At 45.5% G+C, this 26,192-nt stretch carries 24 protein-coding genes and 1 tRNA gene; 11 read left to right on the top strand and 14 right to left on the bottom strand.

All coding sequences use genetic code 11. The annotated features are described in order from the left end of the window. Window positions 1-27: 27 nt before the first annotated feature. The 6 genes from KNO95_RS03640 to KNO95_RS03615 all read right to left on the bottom strand — a co-directional run bounded on the left by KNO95_RS03640 (window position 28) and on the right by KNO95_RS03615 (window position 6,411). The gene (locus KNO95_RS03640) at window positions 28-1,446 is read right to left on the bottom strand and encodes a glycoside hydrolase family 32 protein (RefSeq protein ID WP_026826022.1); all 1,419 of its coding nucleotides are present in this window, start codon (window positions 1,444-1,446) and stop codon (window positions 28-30) included. Between the two features lie 19 nt (window positions 1,447-1,465). Then, complete coding sequence (locus KNO95_RS03635) at window positions 1,466-2,896, bottom strand: sucrose-specific PTS transporter subunit IIBC (protein ID WP_026826023.1); 1,431 nt, start codon at window positions 2,894-2,896, stop codon at window positions 1,466-1,468. 2 nt (window positions 2,897-2,898) lie between these two features. After that, window positions 2,899-3,837 carry a carbohydrate kinase family protein gene (locus KNO95_RS03630; protein ID WP_026826024.1) on the bottom strand — a complete coding sequence of 313 codons (939 nt, stop codon included), beginning with the start codon at window positions 3,835-3,837 and terminating at the stop codon, window positions 2,899-2,901. Between the two features lie 109 nt (window positions 3,838-3,946). Continuing rightward, a complete protein-coding gene (locus tag KNO95_RS03625; RefSeq protein ID WP_026826025.1) occupies window positions 3,947-4,936 on the bottom strand; it encodes a LacI family DNA-binding transcriptional regulator in 990 nt (329 codons plus the stop codon). Window positions 4,937-4,983: 47 nt separating this feature from the next. Continuing rightward, window positions 4,984-5,460 carry a GNAT family protein gene (locus KNO95_RS03620; RefSeq protein ID WP_026826026.1) on the bottom strand — a complete coding sequence of 159 codons (477 nt, stop codon included), beginning with the start codon at window positions 5,458-5,460 and terminating at the stop codon, window positions 4,984-4,986. 87 nt (window positions 5,461-5,547) lie between these two features. Further along, on the bottom strand, window positions 5,548-6,411 hold the full coding sequence (locus KNO95_RS03615) for a cation diffusion facilitator family transporter (protein WP_026826027.1): 864 nt from the start codon (window positions 6,409-6,411) through the stop codon (window positions 5,548-5,550). 181 nt (window positions 6,412-6,592) lie between these two features. On the opposite strand from KNO95_RS03615, the gene KNO95_RS03610 reads away from it, so the two are divergent. The 6 genes from KNO95_RS03610 (at window position 6,593) to KNO95_RS03585 (ending at window position 13,076) form a co-directional block, all read left to right on the top strand. After that, window positions 6,593-6,904 carry a hypothetical protein gene (locus KNO95_RS03610; RefSeq protein ID WP_026826028.1) on the top strand — a complete coding sequence of 104 codons (312 nt, stop codon included), beginning with the start codon at window positions 6,593-6,595 and terminating at the stop codon, window positions 6,902-6,904. 40 nt (window positions 6,905-6,944) lie between these two features. Beyond that, complete coding sequence (locus KNO95_RS03605; RefSeq protein WP_026826029.1) at window positions 6,945-7,736, top strand: class I SAM-dependent methyltransferase; 792 nt, start codon at window positions 6,945-6,947, stop codon at window positions 7,734-7,736. A 138-nt stretch (window positions 7,737-7,874) separates the two neighbouring features. Then, entirely contained in the window at window positions 7,875-10,268 is a 2,394-nt protein-coding gene (locus KNO95_RS03600; RefSeq protein ID WP_026826030.1) for an immune inhibitor A domain-containing protein, read from the top strand. A gap of 107 nt (window positions 10,269-10,375) precedes the next feature. Further along, window positions 10,376-10,446: transfer RNA gene (locus KNO95_RS03595), tRNA-Thr, on the top strand. A gap of 207 nt (window positions 10,447-10,653) precedes the next feature. Next, window positions 10,654-11,847, top strand: coding sequence for a hypothetical protein (locus KNO95_RS03590; protein ID WP_026826031.1), 1,194 nt, complete (start codon window positions 10,654-10,656; stop codon window positions 11,845-11,847). Between the two features lie 533 nt (window positions 11,848-12,380). Beyond that, the gene (locus KNO95_RS03585) at window positions 12,381-13,076 is read left to right on the top strand and encodes a queuosine precursor transporter (RefSeq protein WP_026826033.1); all 696 of its coding nucleotides are present in this window, start codon (window positions 12,381-12,383) and stop codon (window positions 13,074-13,076) included. A gap of 39 nt (window positions 13,077-13,115) precedes the next feature. Here KNO95_RS03585 and KNO95_RS03580 read toward each other — a convergent pair whose 3' ends face one another. Then, window positions 13,116-13,364 carry a hypothetical protein gene (locus tag KNO95_RS03580; protein WP_026826034.1) on the bottom strand — a complete coding sequence of 83 codons (249 nt, stop codon included), beginning with the start codon at window positions 13,362-13,364 and terminating at the stop codon, window positions 13,116-13,118. Between the two features lie 147 nt (window positions 13,365-13,511). On the opposite strand from KNO95_RS03580, the gene KNO95_RS03575 reads away from it, so the two are divergent. The 3 genes from KNO95_RS03575 (at window position 13,512) to KNO95_RS03565 (ending at window position 14,931) form a co-directional block, all read left to right on the top strand. Next, window positions 13,512-13,868 carry a PilZ domain-containing protein gene (locus KNO95_RS03575; protein ID WP_026826035.1) on the top strand — a complete coding sequence of 119 codons (357 nt, stop codon included), beginning with the start codon at window positions 13,512-13,514 and terminating at the stop codon, window positions 13,866-13,868. An 84-nt stretch (window positions 13,869-13,952) separates the two neighbouring features. Continuing rightward, entirely contained in the window at window positions 13,953-14,594 is a 642-nt protein-coding gene (locus KNO95_RS03570) for a hypothetical protein (protein ID WP_026826036.1), read from the top strand. 64 nt (window positions 14,595-14,658) lie between these two features. Then, the gene (locus KNO95_RS03565) at window positions 14,659-14,931 is read left to right on the top strand and encodes a hypothetical protein (RefSeq protein WP_026826037.1); all 273 of its coding nucleotides are present in this window, start codon (window positions 14,659-14,661) and stop codon (window positions 14,929-14,931) included. A gap of 65 nt (window positions 14,932-14,996) precedes the next feature. Here KNO95_RS03565 and KNO95_RS14445 read toward each other — a convergent pair whose 3' ends face one another. Together KNO95_RS14445 and KNO95_RS03560 are read right to left on the bottom strand one after the other, a co-directional pair. Then, window positions 14,997-15,125, bottom strand: a complete 129-nt coding sequence (locus tag KNO95_RS14445; protein WP_026826038.1) for a hypothetical protein — start codon at window positions 15,123-15,125, stop codon at window positions 14,997-14,999. A gap of 60 nt (window positions 15,126-15,185) precedes the next feature. Then, a complete protein-coding gene (locus KNO95_RS03560) occupies window positions 15,186-17,849 on the bottom strand; it encodes a cation-transporting P-type ATPase (RefSeq protein WP_214878315.1) in 2,664 nt (887 codons plus the stop codon). Between the two features lie 262 nt (window positions 17,850-18,111). On the opposite strand from KNO95_RS03560, the gene KNO95_RS03555 reads away from it, so the two are divergent. Further along, window positions 18,112-19,146, top strand: a complete 1,035-nt coding sequence (locus KNO95_RS03555) for a PTS sugar transporter subunit IIC (RefSeq protein ID WP_026826040.1) — start codon at window positions 18,112-18,114, stop codon at window positions 19,144-19,146. A gap of 51 nt (window positions 19,147-19,197) precedes the next feature. Here the strand turns inward: KNO95_RS03555 and KNO95_RS03550 are convergent, their stop codons facing one another. The 4 genes from KNO95_RS03550 to KNO95_RS03535 all read right to left on the bottom strand — a co-directional run bounded on the left by KNO95_RS03550 (window position 19,198) and on the right by KNO95_RS03535 (window position 22,506). Beyond that, complete coding sequence (locus tag KNO95_RS03550; RefSeq protein WP_214702096.1) at window positions 19,198-20,238, bottom strand: lipid II:glycine glycyltransferase FemX; 1,041 nt, start codon at window positions 20,236-20,238, stop codon at window positions 19,198-19,200. A 218-nt stretch (window positions 20,239-20,456) separates the two neighbouring features. Further along, window positions 20,457-21,452, bottom strand: a complete 996-nt coding sequence (locus tag KNO95_RS03545; protein ID WP_214878313.1) for a Gfo/Idh/MocA family oxidoreductase — start codon at window positions 21,450-21,452, stop codon at window positions 20,457-20,459. Window positions 21,453-21,508: 56 nt separating this feature from the next. Further along, window positions 21,509-21,997: a GNAT family N-acetyltransferase gene (locus KNO95_RS03540; protein WP_026826043.1), complete on the bottom strand. Its 489-nt coding sequence runs from the start codon at window positions 21,995-21,997 to the stop codon at window positions 21,509-21,511. Between the two features lie 74 nt (window positions 21,998-22,071). After that, window positions 22,072-22,506: an OsmC family protein gene (locus KNO95_RS03535; protein WP_026826044.1), complete on the bottom strand. Its 435-nt coding sequence runs from the start codon at window positions 22,504-22,506 to the stop codon at window positions 22,072-22,074. Window positions 22,507-22,590: 84 nt separating this feature from the next. Here KNO95_RS03535 and cls point away from each other — a divergent pair, with 84 nt between their 5' ends. Then, window positions 22,591-24,054 carry a cardiolipin synthase gene (cls, locus tag KNO95_RS03530; protein ID WP_483297730.1) on the top strand — a complete coding sequence of 488 codons (1,464 nt, stop codon included), beginning with the start codon at window positions 22,591-22,593 and terminating at the stop codon, window positions 24,052-24,054. Between the two features lie 46 nt (window positions 24,055-24,100). Here the strand turns inward: cls and KNO95_RS03525 are convergent, their stop codons facing one another. Then, complete coding sequence (locus tag KNO95_RS03525) at window positions 24,101-26,074, bottom strand: methyl-accepting chemotaxis protein (protein ID WP_214878309.1); 1,974 nt, start codon at window positions 26,072-26,074, stop codon at window positions 24,101-24,103. Between the last annotated feature and the right edge of the window lie 118 nt (window positions 26,075-26,192).

The raw sequence follows: 26,192 nt of genomic DNA, 5'->3' as shown, positions 1-26,192 counted from the left end.
AGCCGAGCAATCGCTCAGCTTTTACACTCATTCATATTTCCAACCAACCAAAGTTGCATCCTCTCCGACATAGCGAATCCGTTTCTCGTCATCATTTGGGAAAACACGAAGCGTTGCCACGGCGTCACCGTCGTTGACGAAACATTCGACACTCGACGAGTCGACGAACAGATGTAAAGATGTGACATCGAGCACTATTGTTCGGGTCGTCCCGAACTCGGTTGCGAACGGTTCACCCGCATTCGTCCGATCGATGGTCAATTCCTGTGTTTCTTTCTCGTACCGAATCACGAGCGACTCATCTTCTGTCTTCAACAGTTCGAGCTCGAAGTCTTCTCCGGACGTCGACAATTCCAATTCATAACGTTCGGGCGAAATCACTTCGATATGCGCGCCTGATTCATTTACGAACTGATTAGTTCGAAGTTGCTTCATTTCAGGGACTGGTCGTTGCTTCAATACGCCATTTTCAAGAGACAGCTCTCTAGGTAGCGTCAATGCATGCGCCCAGCCGTACCGGTCTGTCGGATATTCAATCTCCGGTAAGCCCATCCAACCGACTAAGATGCGACGGCCATCATGCTCCGTCGTTTGCGGGGCGTAAAAGTCAAACCCGAAGTCCAATTCTTCGAATGCACCGTGGTTGAATGTACTCGTATTCAAGTCGAGGTCACCGGTCAAATATCCGGACTGATAGATGTTGTGGTAGCGATGACCCTCGGGCTTGATCCCTTGCGGAGAAAAGATGAGCACGTGTTTCCCGTCAAGTTCGAACACATCAGGACATTCCCACATGTAACCAAACTCTTCGAGTTCGGTCTTTACTTCACCTAAAAACGTCCAGTCATTTAAATCTGTCGAACGATATAAGACGACACATCCCGTCTCATCCGTGCGTTGCGCACCGACAATCGCGTAATACGTTCCATCTTCTTCCCACACCTTCGGGTCACGGAAATGTTCCGTATAGCCTGCTGGAATATCCGGGATGGCCACATTGCGACGTTCAATCATCCCGTCACGCAATACACCGATAATTTGCGAGGCGTGACGCGTCCAATCGTCTGTGCGATGATTCCCGGTATACATCACATGAAGGGTGTCGTCTACAACGAAACCACTTCCAGAGTAGGCACCGTGGGAATCTTCTTTCGTTTCAGGGACTAACGCCACCCCGCGGTCTGTCCAATGGACGAGATCGGTTGAACTGACATGGTACCAATGTTTGAGACCGTGAACTGGCCCTAGCGGAAACCATTGATAAAATAAATGGTATTCTCCATCGTAATACGTGAAGCCGTTCGGGTCGTTGAGGAGGCCCGTAGGCGGCTGGATGTGGTATCCAAACCGCCATGGGGATGCGGTCGTCTTTGCACGGAGCACCTCCATCTCGAGGGCGCTCACGTCACGGAGTGAACGATAACGTTCGGCCTTCGTCCAATTCATAGTGTCACTTCCTTTTTCGTTACGCGGCTTGTTTGACCGCTTCTTTTTTTGCTTGTCGTTTCGCAAGGATGAATGTCAACCCGAACGTCACAGCGAATGCAATCGCCATGCCAATGATATACGAGATGATTGACCCCGGTGCGATTGAGATGATCCCTGGTAATCCAGCAGCACCAAGCGCTACTGCCAATACGTCGTTTCCAACGATGAACGCGGACGCGATGGCTGAACCGACGATGGCTGCAACGAACGGATAACGAAGTTTTAAATTGACCCCGAACATGGCAGGCTCTGTGATTCCAAGTAATGCTGAAATCCCTGATGCAGAAGCTACACCTTTCATCTTCTTATCGCGAGTCAAGAAGAAGACCGCAAGAGTAGCCGCTCCTTGCGCGACGTTCGACATTGCAGCGATCGGGAAGATGAACGATCCGCCTGTTTCGGCGATATCAGCGAGAAGCTGTGTCTCAATCGCAATAAAGCTATGGTGCATCCCTGTGATCACGATTGGGGCGTAGAGAAGACCCATGATCAAGCCACCGACGAATCCGAGTGAATCATACGTCCACACCAATCCATCAATGATTAGGTTCCCTGCTTCACGTGTGATTGGACCCACGAAAGCGAACGTGATGAACGCTGTGAAGAGAAGTGAAAGTAATGGCGTAAGCAAGATGTCAAGTGACGCCGGCATGAACTTCCGGATGTTGATTTCAAGCTTCGATAAAATATACGTCGAGACGAGGACTGGTAAGACTTGTCCTTGGTATCCTAACTTTTCAATCTCAAGACCGAAGATGTTCCAAACCGGAATGTCTTCAACCGTTGCCTGTGCATATGCGTTAATCAAGTCCGGGTGAACCATGATCATTCCTAGTGCCGCACCAAGATATGGATTACCACCAAACCGCTTGGCTGCGGAGAACCCTATGAGTACTGGTAAGAAGACGAAGGCAGCGTTTGCGAACGTATTGATCATCGCTGCGAGATCCGCCATGCCTGGATACTGATCAATCAACGATTGTCCGTCAAAGAACAAATCCGGTGCCGTCAATAAGTTGTTGATCCCCATCAAGAGACCGCCGGCGACGATGGCCGGGATGATTGGAACAAAGATATCCGATAACATTTTGACGAACTGTTGGAGCGGGTTCATCTTTTTCGCTCCGGCTGACTTCACGTCTGTCGTTGACATGTCTCCAAGACCAGTCATCTGTGAGAACTCGGCATATACCTTGTTGACCGTACCTTGTCCGATGATGATTTGGTATTGTCCTCCCGTAGAGAACGTCCCTTTGACAACATCGAGTTGTTCGAGAGCTTTCTCATCGACCTTCGACTCATCGTTCAATACGAGTCGAAGGCGAGTCGCACAGTGGGCGGCTGCCGCAACGTTTTCTTTCCCACCAATCGCCTCTAAGATCGATGCTGCTTCTTTTTTGTAATCCATTTTCATTTCCCTCCTAACGTTTCATTTACAAGTTTTCGTGATGGAATGGCTGGTATAGCGCCGTATGCCGTACAAGTCAATGCTCCTGTTACGTTTGCATATTCAATGTCAGCCAGTAATCGCGCCGAATCAAATCCGAGTGTCGCCAAACGATACAAATAGGCACCGACGAACGCATCTCCCGCTCCCGTCGAATCGACACTGTCGATTGAGATTGAAGGAACGATTTCATGATGCGCGCTTGTCGCAATCAACGTCCCACGAGACCCTAGTGTGATGGCAATCTGTTTTGCACCTAATTCAAGCAGTGCACGAACAGCGTCTTCTAGTTGTTCTTCTCCGGTTAACAAGTGTGCTTCTTCTTCGCTCAATTTAATGAAGTCCGATTCCGCGATGAAGTGTCTCGCATCTTGTTTAAATTGCTCGAGGTCCGTGATCAATGCATCTCGATAGTTCGGGTCGAACGAGATAAACAAGCCATCCCGCTTTGCAAATTGCAATAACTTGAAGTACGCGTCTTTCAATTTTCCATCAAGTAATGCTGTCGCCGAGCCGAAATGAATGATGTCTCCTGACTCGATTACCGATAAGTCGATCGACTCGAAAGCGAACTCTCCGTCACTTCCGCGACGGAATGTGAAGTCCCGCTCTCCGTCTTCTTGAATCGATACGAATGCAAATGTCGTATTTCCAGATTCCACAAGGTTTTCTGTTCGGACGCCGTTCTCGATTAACGTCTGTTTCAAGAAGAGACCAAACGGGTCGTCTCCAACCTGTCCGAGGAAACTCGATTGTCCCCCGTGCTTACTGACGACTGCCGCGACATTCGCAGGTGCGCCTCCTGCTTTCTTGACGAACGTCGTCCCTTTAACGAGATCGCTTGACGCATCTTCACATACCCAGTCAATCAACAATTCGCCGATACAATGTACGGTGTTCATATCGTCCACCTCCATAAATCATAATAAGTTCTAAGTATGATTGGTACCGGTTCCAAAATGATTTAAAAAAATGTTACGGAACCGGTTCCGCAACACGAATATAAATCATTTATTTTATATTGTCAACGCTTTCGCGCACTTTTAATTCGAAATTTGTGAACGTTTTCATCGGAACTTGTTCACCATGTAAAAGTTGCAACATCATATCGGCTGCTTTAGCACCAGTTCGGCGATATGGAAGATGGACGGTCGTGATGGATGGATGTAAGACTTCCGTAAAATCGTAGCCTCCGAATCCACTGACAGAAACATCATTCGGGACAGAGATGCCACGATTCGCCAATCCTTTCAATACGCCAAGTGCGATGTTGTCTGTCGCACAGACGATGAGAGAGACTGAACCGATATCATTCGCTAATTGTTCCCCGATTGGAATGGCGTCCTCAATCTTAAACGTCGTTTGAATGACTTTGACGTGTGCCCCCGACTCATGAAACGCCTTTAAAAATCCGTCGCGGCGGTCTTGGCCGACCGCGATATCCGATTCATATACTCCGACATAGACTACGTCTCGATGACCCCACTCCGTGAATTGTGTACCAAGTGCAAAAGCCGCTTCATGGTCCGGATATACGAGGCTGTGCACCTTGTCATGCTGCTGACCAATCAGTAAGACAGGGATTTGAATCGCTTCAATTGCCTCAAGGTGACGCTCTGTGACCGTTGTCCCAAGCCAAATGATCCCTGCGACCTTTTGTTTGGTCAAGTTGTATAACTGTTCGATTTCACGCTCTGTCTGCTGTGCCGTATTGACGACGAGCATCTGATACCCTCGATCAGTAAGCCGTTCGTCAATTCCCATCATCGTCCGCGAGGATGCATATGAATCGAGCCGTGGAACGATGACACCAATCATCTTCGTCTGTTTCGACTTGAGACTTTGCGCGAACTGATTCGGTTCATAATTCGTCTCTCGAATGACCCGGTCGAGTTTTTCTCTCGTCGCCTTGCCGACAGAACCTCCGTTCAAATAGCGCGAGACTGTACTTTTTGCGACTCCTGCGAGCTCGGCGATATCTTTAATGGTGACTTGTTTCATCCTTACCCCTCCATATGAAAAAAGCTGACGTGCGAGACGCCGTCAGCTTAATGGTTTACTACATATCGTTTCTTAAAATTTAAATAATACAGGCCGTTCCGCTTTTCGAATCCATTTCGCAAAAGGACTTGTTGCATCTCTTGTTGGTGAGGACTCGTTGGTGGAATGCCAGCGCGGACGGTCTGTCCGTCTAATAACTCCGAATCTAGTAAGGCAAGACGTAGCCCTTCAGTCGCATACCCTTTATTTTTATACGGATCAAACACCATCAGGTCGAGTTGATATACTCTAGCAAGCTTGAGCAACAATACTTTACCGACAAGTTCGTCGTCGACCATCAAATCATAATAAAAGTCTTCTCCATAGCTGTGCTCTTTTGCGTGATAGAGTTGTTCTGTCCCCATCTCTTCAAAGATGCCTTTCAACTCTTCGGCAGAAACACCATATGAGTTTTCTCCGTATTTTTGAAAGTGTTCATATTCGATCTCATCAATTTGGCGAATAGGTTGACGCACGATGTTCATCCCGTGCCCTCCTTAACTAGTAGTTCAATATCTGTCTGCGCTTATTATAAACGAATCTACTCATGAAGCGCAAAAGATAACCGAACGTCATATCGGTTCAATATGAATATGAACCGAGTCGACAGCATGTTGTTCATCCAGTTTCCGTTCGATTTCGTCACACAATTCATGAGCCGAATCCACCGTCAAATCCCCATCAACTGCAATTGTCACGTCGAGCATCACGTGATTCCCTAAATGTCGTCCTTTGATTTCACGGACTTCTTTCACCCGTTCGAACTGTTCGATTGTCTCCTCATATGATTCCACAAGATGTGGCGGGAACCCATCTGAGAGTTGATGTGTGGCATCTAAGAAGATTTGTATCGCTGTGCGGATAATCATACCGGCAATGACAACTGCCAAAACCGTGTCCATCCAAGGGAGCTGAAAATATGCGAATAGAACACCGAGTGTTGCCCCAATCGAAATCATCGCATCTGCCAAGTTATCTTTCGCCGCTGCCTTTAGCGCCAGTGATTTTGTTTTCTTCGAAAGATTCAAATTGAAGCGATATACAGCGAACATGACGAGCGCACTGACTAACGCGACGACGGCTGCTAATGGGTTCGGTTCTGCATATTCTCCTCCGATTAAGTTAGACAGGCTATTGAAGAATACAAAGATACCGACTGCAACCATGATCAATGAAGCAACCAACGCCGAGATTGTTTCCATCTTCGCGTGTCCGTATTTATGTTCAGCGTCTCGAGGAAAAGCCGCAACCCGAATTCCGATATATACGGCGACCGACGCGATAATATCTGTCGTATTGTTGAATCCATCGGCTAGCACAGCCTCAGATTCATATAGATAACCAAAAAATACTTTTACTATAGATAAGATCAAATAGGTTGTGATCGATACAATCGCTCCTTTGAGCGCTTTTGGTGGATGATTTGTCGTTTCCATCCCCCCACCTCCTTTTTAGCTCAGTTAGTATAGCAGGTGAACTTCATGTGGGGATAGAGAAACAATGTTTCTTACAGCCAAAATAAATGGAATAAATTCCCGGTAGTTTCGTTTAACAAATTTTATGGTAAAGTAAACAGGAAGAGACCTTAGGGTTAAACCGTAAAAAGAGGTGAAACAAATGTTTACAGAACGAGATGGAATCAAATTAAGATTGGAACAAATTGACAGATTACTCGTCGATTTGAATCGCGAGGCGAAGCAATTGATGGCACGCCTTCGCGAGTTAGATGCCTCTGGAGAAAATCCGCATGAAGTATCCTTGAAACCTGAAGAACGAGATACGTTGAAATCATCAATCGATGAGACGCTTGAAGCACTGCAAAGCCGTTCAAAGCGTCCGGTGAACGTGAACGATGAGAAGAAGAAAGAACTTGCTTCTCATAAAGCACTTATCGATGAACTATCAGACTTACTCAGTAAGAAAAAATGAGACGCAGCGGCGTCTCATTTTTTATGGAGGAGCTAGTAACATGTATATCGTAACCACCTGTTTACGCCCGACAGACGAAGTTTTGTCTCGGGCGCATAGATATGCTGCAGAGTACAAGTTGAAGTTTGTCGATCGACGCAAACATTCGATTGATGAGCTGAAGAAACGCCATCACCAAGATGTACTTGTATTTGATAAACGACGCGTCGAATACACACCACTGCACAGTACAGAACCATTCTTTTTTCATCCTTCTAGCTCGGTCTTTCGAGTGAAACAACTTAGTCGTGGTGGAACAGATCCACTCATTGATGCATTACAAGCTAAACCGGGTGATCGAATGTTAGATTGTACGCTCGGTCTGGGATCGGACAGCATCGTCATGAGCCATGCAGTCGGCACAACAGGAAAAATGGTCGGAATCGAAAGTCAATTTATCACGGCGCAACTCGTTCGAGAAGGCATGGCCGTTTGGGTAGAAAAAGATGAGCATGTGACTGAGGCGATGCGCCGCATTGAGGTCGTTCACGCCAATTCACTCGACTATTTGAAAACGTGTGCGGAAAATTCGTTTGATTGTATTTACTTTGATCCGATGTTTGAAAAAACGATTTCAGAATCGGTTCATTTGAACCCACTTCGCTCGATCGCTGACACTTCTCCTCTCACTCAAGAGTTGATTGCAGAAGCAAAACGAGTAGCCAAGAAACGAATTGTCTTGAAGGCGCATTTTGAGAGCGATACCTTTGAACGCTATGGTTTCACTCATATAAAACGTAAAACGTCGAAGTTCCATTACGGATATATCGACTTGGAGTCTAAGTCTATTTAGTTCATATTGACTAAATAGGTCATTAGACTCCTTTTTTGTTTATTATTTTCTGAATATTGACATTAATCAGACACAAAAGGTACATTTACATCAAGCTCACACATTTTCCCATTATCTATTTACAGGAGGTTCACACAAATGAAAAAACGTTCTATTCGTCGAACGACACTCGCGGCTCTCATGACTTCTGCCATGACAGTCAGTATCGTTCCGGCTGCAGGTGCTGCCCCTTTAGCGGTTGCGCCACCCGGTCCGGCAACGAGCGAACTCGCTCCGTTCGACCACAACATTATCGACGAAGACCGTCTCGCGAAAGCGCTCGAGAAACGGGGCGTCATCAAAAAGGGGTTATCTGCATCTGAACGTATGAAAGCGGTCGACGCATATATCTCGAAAAAGCAAGGTGCAGCAAAAGATCCACATAAGCATGATGAAAAACTGAATGAAAAGGCTTCAAAAGCAAAAGAGAAGGTACATACTCAATTCGAAAAAGAAACAGAACGAATTCTCGACAAAGCGAAAAAAGGACAAGCGAACTATCGAAAAGGAAAACCAAATGGTCAAGTAAAAGTATCCCCTGCACAACAGTCTGCATACAACGGAGCTGTTCGTGAAGACAAAGTCCTCGTCCTTCTCGTCGAGTATAGCGACTTCAAACACAACAACATCATCCAAGAACCGGGCTATATGTATAGTGATAATTTCAGTAAAGAACATTACGAGAACTATATGTTTGGTGACAAGTCATTCGAACTCTTCAATGGAGAGAAAGTCCGGACGTTCAAACAGTATTATGAAGAACAATCAGGTGGAAGCTACACAGTTGATGGTGAAGTTTCTGAATGGTTGACCGTTCCAGGGACTGCGAAAGACTATGGGGCGGACAAAGGTGATGGTGGACACGATAACGTCGGGCCTGGTCCACGTCAACTCGTCAAAGATGCGTTGAATGCAGCGGTCGCATCTGGTATCGACCTCGCAGAGCACGACCAATATGACCTTTACGACTTAGATGGAGACGGCGATTTCAACGAGCCGGACGGTCTCGTCGATCACTTGATGATTATCCACGCAGGTACTGGTCAAGAAGCTGGTGGCGGTGCGCTTGGTGACGATGCGGTTTGGTCACACCGCTGGGTTCTCGACGGTGTATATCCAGTAGCCGACACAGAAGCTACAGTTCCTTACTGGGGCGGAAAAATGGCTGCGTACGATTATACGATTCAACCTGAAGATGGCGCAGTCGGAGTCTTCGCACACGAATTTGGACATGATCTCGGTCTTCCAGATGAGTACGATACGCAGTACACAGGTCAAGGTGAGCCGGTACAGTCATGGTCTATCATGAGTGGCGGTAGCTGGGCCGGTAAAGTCGCAGGTACGGAACCGACAAGCTTCTCACCACAAAACAAAGAGTACTTCCAAAAAATCATGGGTGGAAACTGGGCGAACATCACAGAAGTCGACCTTGAAGACATCAACTCACAAGGGTTCGTCTCACAACTCGACCAGTCTGTGACGAAATCAAACAACCCAGGCATCGTCAAAGTCAACCTTCCTGATAAGAAGATAAAAGGAATCGAACCAGCTTATGGCGATCGCTATTACTACTCGACAAAGGGTGACGACATCCACACAGAGATGGCGACACCAAGTGTGAAACTCGGTGCTGACGGAGTCCTCACATTCGATTCATTCTATGAAGTCGAATCTGACTATGATTACTTGTACATTAAAGCCCTCAGCGGTGGTCAAGAAGTCGTTCTCGATGTATTCGGTGACGACGTCAACGGTGCAAACGAAGCAGGTTACCCTGCTGAGACGACGAACGGTGCATGGGTCAACAAATCATACGACCTCTCACAATTTGCTGGACAAGATGTTCAAATCGTCTTTGAATACGTGACAGACGGCGGCGTCGCGATGAAAGGCTTCGCAGTCGACAACTTGTCAATCAAATCAGAATCAACAACGCTCTTCGCAGATGATGCGGAAGGCGCTGAAGCCGTCACTCTCGATGGATTCGTTTCTTCAGACGGATACGATTCAAAACCACACTACTACTACCTCGAGTGGCGTAACCATGCCGGGTCGGATATGGGTCTTCTCAACGGCCGTGGCGTGAAATACAACACAGGTCTAGTCGTATGGTACGGTGATGACTCGTATACAGACAACTGGGTCGGTGTCCACCCTGGTGAAGGCTTCCTCGGTGTCGTCGATTCACATCCACAAGCGCTTATCGGTAACTTGAATGGACAACAGACAGTGACAGGTAGCACACGTTACCAAATCGCTGACGCTGCATTCAGTCTCGATAAGACGCTCGCTTGGTATATCGATTCACCAAGTCGTGGTATCTATGACTACAAAGCACAAGCTGGCGTGAAGCAGTTCAATGATGCGAATTCGTACATCAACTCACTCATTCCAGATGCAGGACGTAAACTCCCGCAATACGGCCTTGTCATTGACGTAGTCGGTGAAGCGAAAGACAACTCTGCAGGTGCTGTGTGGATCCGAACAAAATAAGCATGATTCATCCGACCTCTAGTCTTCGGTTACCGAAGACTAGAGGTCTTATTATTCTGAAAAAGCTTGAAAAAGGCGATTAACCTGTGTAACATAGTGGGTGTAACGCCTCTGTAGGTTAGTGGCAGACCTCAGCAATGGTAATGCTGCAGCACGAGTTCGATTCTCGTCGGAGGCATCAAGAATACCGCTTAACAATGCGGTTTAGGGCACTTCCTGTTTCTTGCAGGAGGTGCTTTCTTTTTGGTGTGGCACAAAAATGGCACAGTTTTCGTTTTTCGGTGTCGCGAGCGCAATTTTGTTGAATCGAAACTTTATTTAACAAATATAGGTATATATACTATAGATGGTACGATAGTTCTGATAATAAGAAAGGGGTAGGAACATGCCTTCGCAATTTCAAATTTTAACAGCAATCGCATTTACAGTCGCTGTCATCGCAGGGATTGCTAGACACGATTATTGGAAAAGAAAAAACGATTACACTGGTAGCGTTGAGGTTAAAAAAAGATACAAACGTACATTACGTAGAATCAATGGAGTGTTAGTCGCTTCAATCCTCTTTGGTTTTGTCTTCACTTTTATGCAACCGGACGAAACTGTTAAGCAAACTGACAAGGTCGAAAGTGAGTCATCAGCCACTCTTGAAGATGATAATGAAGATACAGCTACCGTCGATACTAATTTAGTGATGGACGAACTCACGCCTTTACCAAAAGTTCCTGCTGAATATACAGATCGATACAACGAAGTAAATGAAGTTATTACGCGGACCGACGCCCTTCTCACCCTCATTAAGAAAAATATGAGCGAATGCGATGGACCATGTAGCGACCTCCCTTTGGAAGAAATCCAAGCTCGTTTCGATGCGATGGAAGAATTGATCACCACTTCTCGCAACCAATTACAGAAAGCGTCTGAGATTGTGAATGAGATGGCACTAAAAGACGCGGTCGAGTTACACACGCAAAATTTGTTTGAACTTGAAGAGGACTTGCAGGCAACGGCATATTCACTTGAAACAATGCAACTCTCCGACACTTGGGAGAGTTGGGACGAGCCGGTTGAATATACAGAGAGCACACGTACGAAACGCTTATATAAGATTCAATTAGAAGATACAATTCTACAAGTCGATAGCAGAAGCGAGTTTAATGACACGGTCGCATACACGCAAGATGAAATGAACAGCGCGTTCCACATCACTAGTTATATTGATCGTATGTTATTTGATATTTCCGCTGCGAAAGACTTCTTAAGAACACACGAACCTAGTTATGTTCCTCAATCTATCGAAACTATATTTCAAATCGCAATCAAATACGAGAGCGACTTAAAATATGCGATTGAAAACACAAGGGATGAACGAGTTACGAAAGAATACAGCATCGCACTCGAAAAAACAGAAATCTTATTGGGAGCATTGCAAGGTTATGAAGAATTTACTTCACGATACTCAGCTACTCAATCTGAACAAGATGAACTGATTACGTTACTCTCGGATATGGAATCCTCTTTAACCTTTGAGAAAGGCTATATCGAGTCAGTGATATCAGATTCTCCCCTTACCTACAACTAATTTTGTGCACAGCATTGTGCACACTTACCGCTCATGCACAGGCGAAATCATAGTATTAAACACCAATAACTTACAATAATGACTTACAGAATAGCTCAACCAAGCCATACCTCTCCTGAATATTCTCCCACTAAATCCCAAAATGGAAATGGTAATGCTGAAGCATGAGTTCGATTCTCGTCGGAGGCATCAAGAATACCGCTAAACCAAGCGGTTAAAAGCACCTGCCGAGCTTTTTCTTCGGCCGTCGAGGCCTCAGAAAAAGACAAACGGCCGCCAGATGACGACCGTTTGCGTTGCTCGCCCGACGACGCCTCGACTCCTGCAGGAAAGCGTGGGCGCCAAAAAGGCGAGCGATATTATTCATGTTAGTCAACAAGCTGTACTTCCTGAATGTTTCAGGAGGTACTTTTTGATTGCTGGTACACATCAACGAGAACTTCTTCATCCCCCCTCACCTTGACATCATTTCCGTTCCTCTATAAACTTGAAAAGTTGAAATTATTGAATAGTTAAAGGAAGGAGCATGATTCATGCTAAACGAATGGTTATGGATTCCTTCCGCCATCCTTACACTCGGTCTTCTCGTCGTTAGCTACAAATTATTTGGTCGGGTCGGACTATACGCTTGGATTGCGATGGCTTCTGTCGTCGCAAATATTCAAGTCACGCAACAGATTGTAATTGGCGGATACATTTTTACGCTCGGTAACATCGTCTACGGTTCGCTTTACTTAGCGACGGACATTTTGAATGAAAAATACGGGCGAGCAGTTGCCCGAAAAGGGGTATGGCTCGGATTTTTCATTTTGATCGTCTCAACGGTACTCATGCAGTACGCCCTTTTGTATGAACCGTTTGAAGAGGCGCTCTTCATGCACGAGAGTTTTGAGGCACTCTTCTCGATGCTACCATTGATCACACTCGGTAGCCTTGCCGCCTATTTAGTCTCTCAGTTGTTCGATGTCTTCGTCTATTCGAAAATTCGCGCAAAAACGGGCGAGAAAAAGCTATGGCTCCGGACAACCGGTTCGACCGTATTATCTCAATTGATTGATACGTTCACGTTCTGTATTATCGCTTTCTGGGGGATGGAATGGGACATTTGGTGGAATATCTTTATCACGACGTACGTGGCGAAGTTTGTAATTGCATGGATGGCTACACCATTCATGTATTATGCAAAACGGACAAATCCACAAGACGAAACAAAACAAGATGCTGCATAAGAAATGCCGTAACTTCTCGTTTGAAGTTACGGCATTTCTTCATGGTCGTTCGATTTGGATACGCACAGCATAAGGCCGAGCGGCTTCAATCGACGTCTCATCTCGACAAACTGTGATGGCCTTAAACGCATCAATGGCGACCGCCTCGATCGTTTGATCATTCATTTCAACTTCAAGAATGGTATAGACAGGCAAACGCTCAAGTTTAACCCATTCCCCGTTATGTTTTTTTTCGTAGATGACTGGTGATTGAATCGCGTATCGCCGGAGTAAATCATGGACATTCATCTGATCTCCTCCCTGTTCAAAACGTACACTTATTATAGAAAGCGTTTTCACTTTTGTAAAGCAAGTACATAATAATTTTATAAGCATTTCCTCTTCATTTTTAATTATCCAGTACCGATATAACGAGTAGAGAAATGGGGTGAATTGATGCGTTATCGCAGACAGGAAACTTTCCGCTATATACTACCAAATCCGCGTATAATTCCTTACAAACTGATTTGGGGAGACAAAGAATTATATGATGGCGAGGGGCTACTTCTCAATGTAAGTTCTCACGGATTAAAATTACGCTCGGATTATCTTTTTCCACTTTCTAATGACTTACAAGTACATTTTGTCCTCGATCTCGTTCCAACTCTCCAACCGATCGAACTGATTGGATACGTTAAACATCGCAATCAATTGGGAACTCTTTATGACTATGGAATCATGCTTGATATAAAAATGGAAGAAACCCAACAACTCGTCACGATGATTAAAACGTATGCACGTGAAAATAAATGAGAACATGCATGATGCATCTTCTCATTTTTTCGTGTTTACAAAAGAGGGTATACTACAACTATCAATCATTGGCGAGGTGTTCGTATGACTAGAAAATTTTTATTGATTCCATGGGGGGCGGCCATCGCGTTGGCCATCTTAGGTCAGAACGTCCCGTTTGACGGGCGCTTTCTAATCGACTTTTTGACTTATAATACCGATGCGTATGAAGGCTATTCTCTCTCACTCTTTAGTATCTTAGGTGTGTTTCCGTTAGCGATGTTCCCGCTTCTTTGGTCAGAAGTGAATCAGCTGAAGCCGAATCCGCTCATCGCTGCCATCAGTAGTTTTTTCGTAGGTGGCTTCTTACTCGCTCCTTATTTGGCTTTTGCGAGACAATCTCCTTATCCGACCCCGGTCAAACCGCTTCCGACGCGTATCCTTGGTGTCGTGTTGCTATTGGTGACGATCGGACTGTTCATCGCTGCCGCGAATACGGGAAATGTCTCAGAATATTGGTCGTATGTAGAGAATAATCAGTTTGTGCGAACAATGACCGTTGACTTTTTCTTATTGGCGTTCATTCAAATCACATTAATGAATCGGGATGCGAAACGCTATAAGATGAGCCTTTGGCCACTTCCGTACATCCCGCTGTTCGGCTTAATCTTCTGGCTCATCATTCGACATCAGAAACCGTTTAACGAAGCTCCTCCGAAGCGCGAACGTGTTGAAATGCAACATTGATGTCCCGTTTTGTCTCATAAACGGCTATACTAAAAATTAGATTTGTTATAAAGGAGACCATCACATGCGCTATTTTCAGGTCACATCTTATGTGACTGTTAAAAATGAAGTACTCGAATTGAATGAATATGCTAAAGTGCCAAATCAAAAAGTAGATCAATTTTTAAAAGAAACACTAGAGCTTGATCTGTATGATGACCAGGTGACATTGCGTGAATGCGTTGTCGCAAAAGGAAAATGGGAATGTCCCGTCGGTGATTTTATCATCACAGAACATACGGATGAGAAAAAGTTCAATCGTCTACAAAACAGCCGTTCCTCAAAAATGACAAAGTAACCTCTACACCAAAAACCTCCTCGCCGATTCAGACGAGGAGGTTTTATTATACACAGGTAACTTGTTTATTCGTCCGACTCTTCTTCGGGATTTGGGTCAGGGTGTTGTGTCGGAGCCGGCTTCTTAGCCGGGTTCGATTCATCATCTGGAATTGGATCTGGATGTACCCCTGGTTGTGATTCATCTCGTTTCATCGTATCCCTCCTTCGTCGTTACTCCATTTGTTTATCCGTTTTCTACATACATGAAACGTATTAGTGAATGTTTTGATTTCCGATCACTCGTCTTGAGATAGCTTTTTCGATTTCAACGATGACAAACACCACGGCTCCAAATGCCACTGGGTAAATCCAATCTTCCCACGTAAGTGGTGCAGTCCCGAACAGCGTATGCATGAACGGCACGTACGTGATGAACAATTGAAGAGCGATGAGTAAACCTGATACGAGGAAAGCGATCTTATTGTCGAAGAACCGACGATTGAACGCAGGGACCAACTCGGTGCGACAGTTATATAAATGGAACAACTGTGCCATGACGATTGCATTTAAGGTAATTGTCTGTAATTTCTCGGTTGAATAATCGAAATCACCGAGCATGTAATTAATCCACAAACTACCTCCTCCAATCAATATCGACACGAATGTGACACGGAAAATGTAATAGCGACTGAGAAGTGGCACGTTCGCCGGTCGTGGAGGACGCTTCATCGTGCTCTCTTCAAGAGGTTCAAAAGCAATTGCCAGTGATAAGGTAATTGCGACGACCATGTTCACCCATAAAATTTGAACAGGACTGAGTGGTGCTGCTGCCCCAAGCAAGATACTCATCGCAACGAGTAACGCCTGTCCACCGTTTGTAGGGAGTAAGAAGAGGATTGTTTTCTTCAAGTTATCATATACTCGGCGACCTTCACGGACGGCGTTATAGATTGTTTTGAAGTTATCATCGACTAGAACCATCTGAGAGGCTTCTTTTGCGACTTCCGTCCCTTTGATTCCCATCGCCACCCCAATATCTGCACGTTTTAAGGCTGGAGCGTCATTGACGCCGTCTCCAGTCATCGAGGTGATCAACCCGTTCTCTTGTAACCCTTTGACGAGTCGAAGTTTATCGTTCGGGCTCGTTCTCGCGAACACGTCATTATGAACGGACGCCTCTTTGATTTCTTCATCGGACATATCCGTCAATTCGCGGCCTTCGAGCGCTCCTTCAACTTCCATACCGAGCTCTTTTGCGATTGCGACAGCCGTGTCCTTATGGTCACCCGTAATCATTTTAATTCGGATGCCAGCATCACGACACGCGGCAACAGCATCGATCGCCTCTTGTCGTGGCGGATCGACGATACCGAATAACCCGAGGAAAGTCAGACTATTTTCAACATCTTCATGGTCAATCGATTGTTTCGAACTGTCAACTCTCTTGAAACCGGCACCGAGGACACGTTGACCTCGGTCAGCAATTTCTTTACGTTTATCGTCCCAATACTCTTCAGTGAAATCTTCAGAAGATGCCATCTCAAATAGACGGTCAGGTGCACCTTTGACGAAAATCATGCGCTCTCCTTTATAATCGACGAGCGTAGCCATGTACTTGTATTCAGAATCAAATGGGATTTTGGAGATGACTTTAAGTCGTTCGATCGGACGTTCCGCTTTTTCTGCGACAGTCAGTAAACAAGCTTCGGTCGGATCCCCATTGATGACCCAACCCCCATCCTCTTCGTTCAACTGTGCATCGTTACACGTCTTTCCGACAGTCAAAAGGTCAATCATCGATTCATCGTCATCCAAATCAAACGGTTGACCGTTCAATTCTAGGTCTCCGTTCGGTGCATATCCACTTCCTGAGACTTCAATGTCATGTTTCGCCGTCACGATTTGTTTGACGGTCATCTCATTCTTCGTTAACGTACCGGTCTTATCCGTACAGATGACGGATACTGCGCCTAACGTCTCGACAGATGGTAAGCTTCGAACAATCGCTTTCTGTTCAGCCATATTCCGAACTCCGAGCGCTAAGATAATGGAGATGACAGCTGGTAATCCTTCTGGGATTGCTGCGACTGCCAGACCAATCGTCGTCAGCATCAGTTCGACAGGTTCATAATCTCTCATGAAATAACCAAATGCATAAATCACCACAGAGATGATTAAGATGGCAATCGATACGGTTTGACCAAATTTCGTCGTCTGACGAATGAGTGGTGTCTTGACGGTTTGTACTTCTGAGATGGATGCATTGATTTGCCCAAGCTCAGTTCCTTCGCCGATTGCTGTAACAATCGCTTTAGCGCTACCTGTCGCCACACTCGTTCCTGAGTAGACCATGTTCTTACGGTCAGCGAGTACGGCTTCTTCATTGACGACATCCGGTTTTTTCTCGACCGTTGTCGCTTCACCGGTCAGTGCGGACTCCTCTACTTTGAACTTTTCTGCCCGAACAACCCGGGCATCGGCTGGCACTTTATCACCAGCTGCGAGGACGAGTACATCTCCGACGACGAGGTCACTCGAGTCGATTTCGGATTGTTTCCCGTCACGAATGACGGTCGCTTTCGTTTCCAGCAACTTTTTGATTCCTTCTAGTGCTTCTTCCGCTTTGTTCTCTTGTAAGTATCCAACGACACCGATGACCGTGACGACTAAGACGATAACAATCGTATCGATATATTCACCAAGAAAACCGGTGACAACTGCCGCACCGATCAAGACGTAAACAAGAATGTCATTAAATTGTCTTAAGAACTTTATGATTTCAGGCATTTTCTCTTTCTCCGGTAACACGTTTTTACCGAACTCTTCCTGACGACTTGTGACACTTTCTTTCGAGAGCCCCTTTTCGATATCAGTCTCCACTCTTGCTTTTACTTCATCTACTTCGAGAGCATGCCACTGTCTGTCTGCATTCTGCATGATTCTTCCTCCTCGACCAATACTTTATGAAAAGTCTTTCCTCTACCTGTTCCCAATCTGATGCGGCTCGACACGTCAAAACTTGTACAATTGATGTCATTTTTAAAGTAAGCGCTACCATGATTCTTTGTTTCTTCATGTAAACGATATCATGCTTCAATTTTAATTTTTCTCGTCAAAATGGCTTTACAGAAGCGTTTCTATCATTGAATATAGAAGAAATTATGAATGAATACAGATAGATAGAAAGAAGGAAGAGTTTATGGTCATTATTCAAGGAGTTGCACTCTTACTGCTCATCCTGGCCTTGTTCACACTTTTCAGCTACAAGGCACCATTCGGAATGAAAGCGATGGGCGCCTTGGCAGGTGCGGCAATCGCAAGTTTCCTTGTCGAAGCGTTCAACGCCTACGCCATCGGAGGATTACTGCCACTTCCTTTATATGAAGAGGTTGGGCAGGCAGCCGGTTCGTTATCAGGTCCTGCTGCGGCGGCACTCGTTGCCATCGCACTCGGGATCAACCCCGTATATAGTATGATGATTGGATTATCCGTGTCTGGATTCGGTATCCTTCCTGGATTTTTCGCAGGATATATCCTTGCCTTAGTTGGTACACGCATCAATCGCTATCTTCCGACCGGGGTCGATATGATCTTCTACGTCATTGTGATGGCTCCACTCGCACGACTCGTCGCAATCGGCGTAGACCCACTTGTGTCAAACACTCTCGCTCAAATTGGTGCAGTCATTGAACTCGCGGCGACGCAAAACCCGGTCGTCATGGGGCTCGTGCTAGGAGGAATTGTCACTGTCGTGTCGACGTCCCCTCTCAGTTCGATGGCTTTAACAGCGATGCTCGGCTTGACAGGTGTGCCGATGGCAATTGCCGCACTTGCATTGACCGCATCGATCTCGATGAATTACTTGTTGTTCCGTCAATTGAAGATTGGAACGAAGAAAGATCAACTATCAGTTGCAATTGAGCCGTTGACTCAAGCTGATTTAATTTCCGCAAACCCAATTCCTATTTATAGTGTGAACTTTGTGGGTGGGGCTGTCGCAGGACTGATCGTGGCAATGACGGGTATGATCAATGATGCTCCTGGTTCAGCTGCGGGTATCCCGGGACTTCTCGTTATGTATGGATTCAATGACTGGCAAACGGTCACAATCACAGCTGTCGTTTTATTCATCTTAGGAATCGGTTTTGGTTTGATCGGAAGCCGCCTATTTAAAAACTTCCCAATCGTCCGTCATACTGAAAAAGTCGAATCGACAGAAGAAGATGCTGCATAACCAAAACAATCGATGCACGGAACGTTCAAGCGTTCTGTTGCATCGATTGTTTTATTTTGTCGATGAAAGTGGCGTATCAATCTTTACAGGTGCTCGATACGTCGGAAAGTAATCAGACATTCCATGCAGTTGAATATGGGCATCGTTTAACCTTTGATACACATCGTCCTTTAGAATACTTTTTCCAATATAATAAGTGAGCGGTTCTTCTCCAGAGAAACTCGATTTAAAATCGTAGAGAGCATCCTGTCCTGTCACCCCCCCACCAAGGTGCAAGTATACTTTTCCTTTATCACTTGAACGGCGAATCATCTCACTAAACAGAAAATGGTTTGGTCGGAGTGACAAAAAGTTATTTAACGATCCACCTAGATGATAATGAGCACCTGTCTCTCCATACAAGAGCAACACTCCTGCAATCACGCTTTCACCATGAAGCGCAAATAAAAACTCGGCTTCAAACGACTCACTCGTGAGCAATTTTCTAAAATACGAAGTTGAATAATAATAATCACAATTCGCTGAACGACGATTCATGGTTTCTTCATATAATCTTATAAATGTTTGAATGTCTTCAGCGCCACCTTGTACAACGGTCAATTGTTCACGCGTCGCCCGTTTTACATTACGCTTCGTCATTTTATGAAATCGCTCTGTCAACTGTTCATAAGGTTTATCCAGCTGAACATGGACTGTTTTTCGAATAGGGAAAGCCTGTCCAAACGTTTTCATGATGGCTTCATCTATTCTAAGCGGATGGTAGCGAATTGTCTCTGTGACCGTCATTTCGTTTTCTTCTCGTAATAAAAAGGTATGGCGAGCGACCTTTACTTCGTCATCTGTGAACTCTCCAACTCGAAATGGTCCACCATAACCATAGGCTGTCACGAGATCATCATACCGCTGATCGATTCGTCTTCGTATATATGGATATATCAACATCCCCTTTGATGTATTGGCGACAAAAAGTTCTGGCGAGTCATGTGATCCACAATTCACTTTGACATAATCATAACTGTCATATACATCACATTGTGTTTGACTTAACCAATATTCCCACTCGGCTCGGTCTTTGATGATTCTTGTTTCCATCATCTCACCCCTTTATAAGTGATTTTCTTAACTATTTTTCCCATTTGAGGATGAGTACACAGATGAATAATGTAACTTTTTATTATTAACAATCAATTTCCGTACAGTGTAGTTTACGAAAAACATATCACTATTTCTTTCGTATGTTGATTCACTCACAATTAAAAAACGGACCCGCTATATAGCGAATCCGCATGTTGAAGGATATTGATACGACATCAGTCCACCGTGATTACTACACCTGTTTCACTCGATTGACGAGCAAGTTCAATAATTTGTGTTGTCAATGCGGCATCTTTTAAAGAGACAATCGGGCGTCGTGTCTGATAACTTTCCGCCAACTGGTGATAATAAGTGAGGTAGCTTCCCTTCTCAACTTGAATCGTTTCCACATCTTCGACAGACAGGATACCAGTTTCTAAAATATCAGCTTCTAATTTCCCATCCTTCAGCGCCTCTTCCTGGGGATCAAGACCGTATTTCACAAAACTTCCATTCGTTCCATGCAGTTCAAAACGTGGAGTTTCTCCTGCGATGAACGGGTTTGAACGAAGATAGACTCGTTTATTTCCGTAATAGAGCGTCACATGAAACCCATCGTCAGATTGTCCACCCTCTCGTTGAGTCATCACATCCGCTTGAATCCGATCAGGCTTTCCAAACAAAGCGAGCGTTTGATCGATGAGATGACTTCCTAAATCAAATAAGATGCCTGAGCCCTGTCCTGCATTTTCCCGCCAACGGTCACGTACATTCGGTCGGAAGCGATCAAATCGTGATTCCATTACTTTCCAATCACCTATTGCGTTTGAGTCAAGCAACGACTTGATTGTTAAGAAATCACCATCAAAGCGACGATTTTGATACACATTGACGATTTGACCCGTCTCCGCTTCAAGTTTTATTAACTCATATCCTTCTGCAGTCGTCAGAAAAGCTGGTTTCTCTACTAATACGTCTTTACCTGCTCGTAGACAAGAAGCGACCATCTCTTTATGTAAGTGAGAAGGTGTCGTGATAATGAACAAGGATGCATCTGCTTGTAATGCTTCCTCTAACGTCTCATATACATTAGCTTCTGGTAGTTTGGCGTGAACTTCGCTCGGACGCGTTGAGACGACTCCAACCACTTCAAATGAGTCAACGGTATTTAAGAACGGGAGATGAAATGTGTTCGCAGAAAAGCCGAACCCCACTAAGATAGATTTAATCATGGAAAACCCCTCCTTTTCGCTTTAATCATTATATCAAAAAAAGGGTCCAAAGACCCTCATGCACTCATACTCTCATCTAATCTGTATTCGAACGTATTGTACCCGTTTCGGGAGTCAACATAGACGAAACCAAAACGTGGATAATAACTATTGAGGAATTCATTATCAGCGACACAGTCGAGTCGGATCGGCTCATCCTCGTCGGCCGACTGTAACACGTGCTCCATGAGTTGCTGTCCAACCCCGCGTCCTTTTAACTTTTCACTGACGACGATTCGATGGATGTATTGTCCATACTCACTGTCATCCCATAAATTGTCGTCCCATTCATCAGGAGGCAACAATGCGATTGAAGCTAAAATTTGTTGATTATCTTCAAAGACATATACACTGCCTTCCGTAATATCAGTGAGCACACGCTCCACGAGGTCCTGTTCCAAATATTCGGTCCACTGGTCGCTTCCCTGTTCATTTAGCGCTACGGCTCGTTGTTCGATTAGGTTCGCGATGCTCTTGGCATCGCGCTTCGTCGCGAGTCGAATCATAACGTCCTCCTTTAATTACACAGTATTTGAAATACAAATATAACGGAGAACACTATGTCTTTCAACCATCTTGCTCACTCTTTCATTTCAAACGGAATGACTCCATTATCGTTTAATTGATAACTATAGGACAATGTCGCGTTCAGACTGTGTGAAACGGAACAATATCGTTCAACAGACAGTTCGATTGCCCGTCGAACCCGCTCTTCCGACATATCGCCTTTCAAAATATATAAGATGTGAATGGCTGTAAAGCGTTTCGGATGTTCGATTGCACGAACCCCATCAATCTTCATCTCGAACGACTCGAGCGGTTGACGCATCTTATGCAAAATCGATACGATATCGATTCCCGTGCAGGATGCAGTTGCGTGAAGTAACATCTCGGTCGGGCGAGGACCGGTGTCATGTCCCCCAACATCCTCTGACGCGTCGAGTGTGATCTTGTGTCCCGAAGGCGTATGCGTTTCAAACGCCATCCCTTGCTTCCATACGACTTCCATATCCATCGTCTACTCCCCCTATTTCATTTGATAGCAATCTATTCCCTCATTTGATGTATGATTAAGCTACAAATTGATTTTTAGGAGTGTATGTCGTTGAATTTGTCCATTTTATTCAGCTGGGGACTGTATATCGTCCTTGGGTTAAACCTGTTGTTCGCACTCGCTGTCATCTTTGCCGAAAGAAGGGACGTCGGGGCGACCTGGGCCTGGTTGCTCGTCCTATTCTTTTTACCGGTGCTCGGCTTTATCATCTACCTCTTTCTCGGACGACAACTCAAGAAGGATAACTTCTACAACTTGAGTGTGGAAGAGCGTTCTTTCCATGCGCTTCAAGTAGAATCACAAATCGAACAGATTCATGCCCGAGAAACATTGCTCGCTCAGCCATTGTTTGAAAAGTACGATCAATTGCTTCAAATGAATTTACGTTCAGCTAAATCATTGATTAGCGTACATAATCGTTCCCTCATCTTGCACGATGGTGAACAAAAATTCAAAGCGCTAATGGATGATATCCGCTCTGCCGAAACCGAGATTAACATTCAATACTACATCATTCAACGTGACGCCCTCGGCCAAGCACTTTTGAAGGAATTGATTGAGCGTGCGAAAGCCGGTGTCAAAGTACGACTCCTTTATGATGCGGTCGGATCTCGGAGCCTTCGAAACTCCGACTTTAAAGAGTTGATTGCGAACGACGGAGAAGTCCGTGTTTTCTTCCCACCTACTCTCGGAATGATCAACTTTAAACTGAACAATCGAAATCACCGTAAGGTCGTCATCATTGACGGGAAGATTGGATATGTCGGCGGCTTCAACGTCGGCACCGAATATCTCGGACTCGTCGAAAAATTTGGCTATTGGCGCGACACGCATTTGCGGGTTGAAGGTGACGTCGTCTATCATCTTCAACACCGTTTCATCTTGGATTGGAACTATTCAGGTCATCGCGACCACGAACCAGAAAATACATTTTCTTTTGCGCGACACGAGATTAAAGACAAGTCTCCAATGCAAATCGTCACGAGTGGACCGAACTCGGATACGGAACATTTAAAGAATATGATGGTGAAGATGATCATGTCGGCAAAACGACGGGTCGTCATTCAAACGCCTTACTTCATACCTGATACAAGCTTCATGGATGTTTGTAAGATGGCGTTACTCTCCGGGATTCAAATCGATATCATGATTCCCGGAAAACCGGATCACCCGTTCGTCATGTGGGCATCCCTCTCTTTCCTCGGAGAGTTGCTCAATTATGGTGCGAACGTCTACTTGTATGATGAAGGATTTCTGCACGCAAAAATCCTAGTCGTCGATGATGAGATCGCGACCGTTGGGACGACGAATTTAGATGCCCGAAGCTTCCGTCTCAACTTTGAAGTGAACGCTCTCATTTATGATGAACGTGTCGCCCTCGAACTCGTCTCTTTGTTTGAAACCGACACCGCGGTCAGCCGAGTTTATACGATGGAAGACTATGAAACCCGTAAATGGACGGTCCGTGCACGGGAAGGGGTGTCACGACTCCTCAGTCCAATTTTATAAAAACGACGACATGAGGCAGAGCAAAGCGCTCTGCCTCATTGGTGTTTCAAAGTTTAAAGCGTGAAACGAGTTCTTGAAGTTCCTCCGCCATCGTTGCGAGTGATTTTGCTGATTGTGACACTTCTTCAATCGACTTCAATTGGTCATCAGTCGTCGCTGCGACTTGTTTTGAGACATTGGAGTTTTCGTCGGCGATGTCAGCGATTTGTGACGCGGTCGCGGCCACTTCCTGAACGTTCGCCGCAATCTCCTCGACAGTTGCGGTCACATCTTCGATGCGCGGTGTCATCGCGACTGTACGCTCTTTAATTTTCTCGAAGCGGTCTGCTGTCATCTCAGATGACGTCAATCCTGCTTTCGTATGAGTAGATACTTCTTTCATCAAGTGAACGGATTGTTCCGTCTCATGTTTGATCCGATCAATCAGTCCTGCGATTTGTTTTGTCGACTGTTGTGACTGTTCGGCAAGCTTTCGGACTTCGCTCGCGACGACCGCGAACCCTTTTCCATTCTCACCTGCACGTGCCGCTTCAATCGCAGCGTTCAAGGCCAACAGGTTCGTCTGTTCTGCAATGCCGTTGATGACCGTGACGATTTCTCCGATTTCATTCGAACGGTTCGCCAACGACTGAATAACCCCTTCAAACGTCACGACTGACGCATCGATTGCCTGCATCTGCTTGACGTTCTCTTTTACGGTCGTCGATCCGTCCTCGGCTTCATTTGACGTTTCACGCGACAGTTCGGATACATCCATCGAGCTCTCCGAGATGCGCATGATACCGGATGTGATTGCTTGAAGTGATGTCGCATTGTCGTCGAGTTGTCGCTTCGACCCATCGGCGCTGAGCGCCATTTGATCGACCGCTTGAACAATTTGCTCCGACGACATGGTATTTTGTGCCGAGTTGGCCATCAGTTCTTGAGAAGATGCGGCCACTTGACTGATTGAATCATCGAGACGAAGTAACACCATACGGAGTGAATCGCTCATTTCGTTAAAACTTTCTGAGACACGACCGATTTCATCGTTCGATGAGACGGTAATCGGCTCTGTCAAATCACCTGCCTTGATCCGTTCTGCTCCCTCAGTCAATACACGCAATGGACGTAAGATTGAACGAAGGACGAAGTAGAGAAGGATGGCTGCGACACCAAACATTCCGATGATGACAAATCCAGTCGTCCAGAGGATACCGACCGTCTCGTCCTGAATCTCACCGTCATATAAAGTACCTGCAATCTTCCATCCTGTGATCGGGTTCGTTGCGAATGCTTTCTCAACACCTTCCCCGTTCTCAGTTGCAGATAGAATACCCTCTTCCTCGGCAAAGAGAGATTTCGCCCAAGGCTCAGTTATTTTTTCACCGACAGCCGTCGACGGATGGATGACAACTTGTTCTGCCTCGTCGAAGATGGCAACGTATCCTTCTTTACCGATTTGAATGGTTGACGCCACTTCAGCTATATCGTTCACATCGACGTCAACAGCGACCACACCACTACTGTCAGCTGTCTTCTTCGATACGGTAATCATCATTTTTTGAGAAGAGGCATCGACATACGGATTCGTGATGGCGACATCTTGTCCACTTGCTTCAGCCGCTTCATACCAAGGACGAATTCGTGGGTCGTATCCTTCTGGCAATCCCTGCTCAGGATAGATTGTCATCGCGCCTTCCGCTGAAGCAAAGTAAATGTTCGTCACTTTTGGATGCGTCTCTAAATACTCGGTAAACTTCTCTGCTAACGCCTGATTCTCTTCTCCTTCTTCATAAATCGAAGCATCAATCCGATTCGCAAAAAACGAGATGTCCGTTTGAATCGGCTCGATGAGGTTCGTGACCTCATTGTTCATCCGGTCTACCCCCGAATTGGCAGACTGGATCATTTGAGACTCAATCTTACTTTTCGCCTGCGAATAAGCGACGATTCCAATCAATGTGGCTGGAATGAGTAATAATAGAACGGATAAGACAATCAACTTTTGCTTGATACTAATCGTACGTTTCTGTTTCATAAAACATCTCCTACCTCGAATAAAGTGTTCAAGGAGTGTCGTTGACCTACCGAGGCCTCCTTGGGTTATTCACAATATCGGTTTAGAAATATATATTTTAATAGTTGATTGAATTATT

This window comes from Exiguobacterium sp. ERU653, assembly GCF_018617775.1.
In the GTDB taxonomy this organism is placed as follows: domain Bacteria; phylum Bacillota; class Bacilli; order Exiguobacteriales; family Exiguobacteriaceae; genus Exiguobacterium; species Exiguobacterium marinum.
The sequence above is the reverse complement of the archived record's forward strand: the minus strand, read 5'-3'. Positions and strand labels throughout refer to the sequence as shown.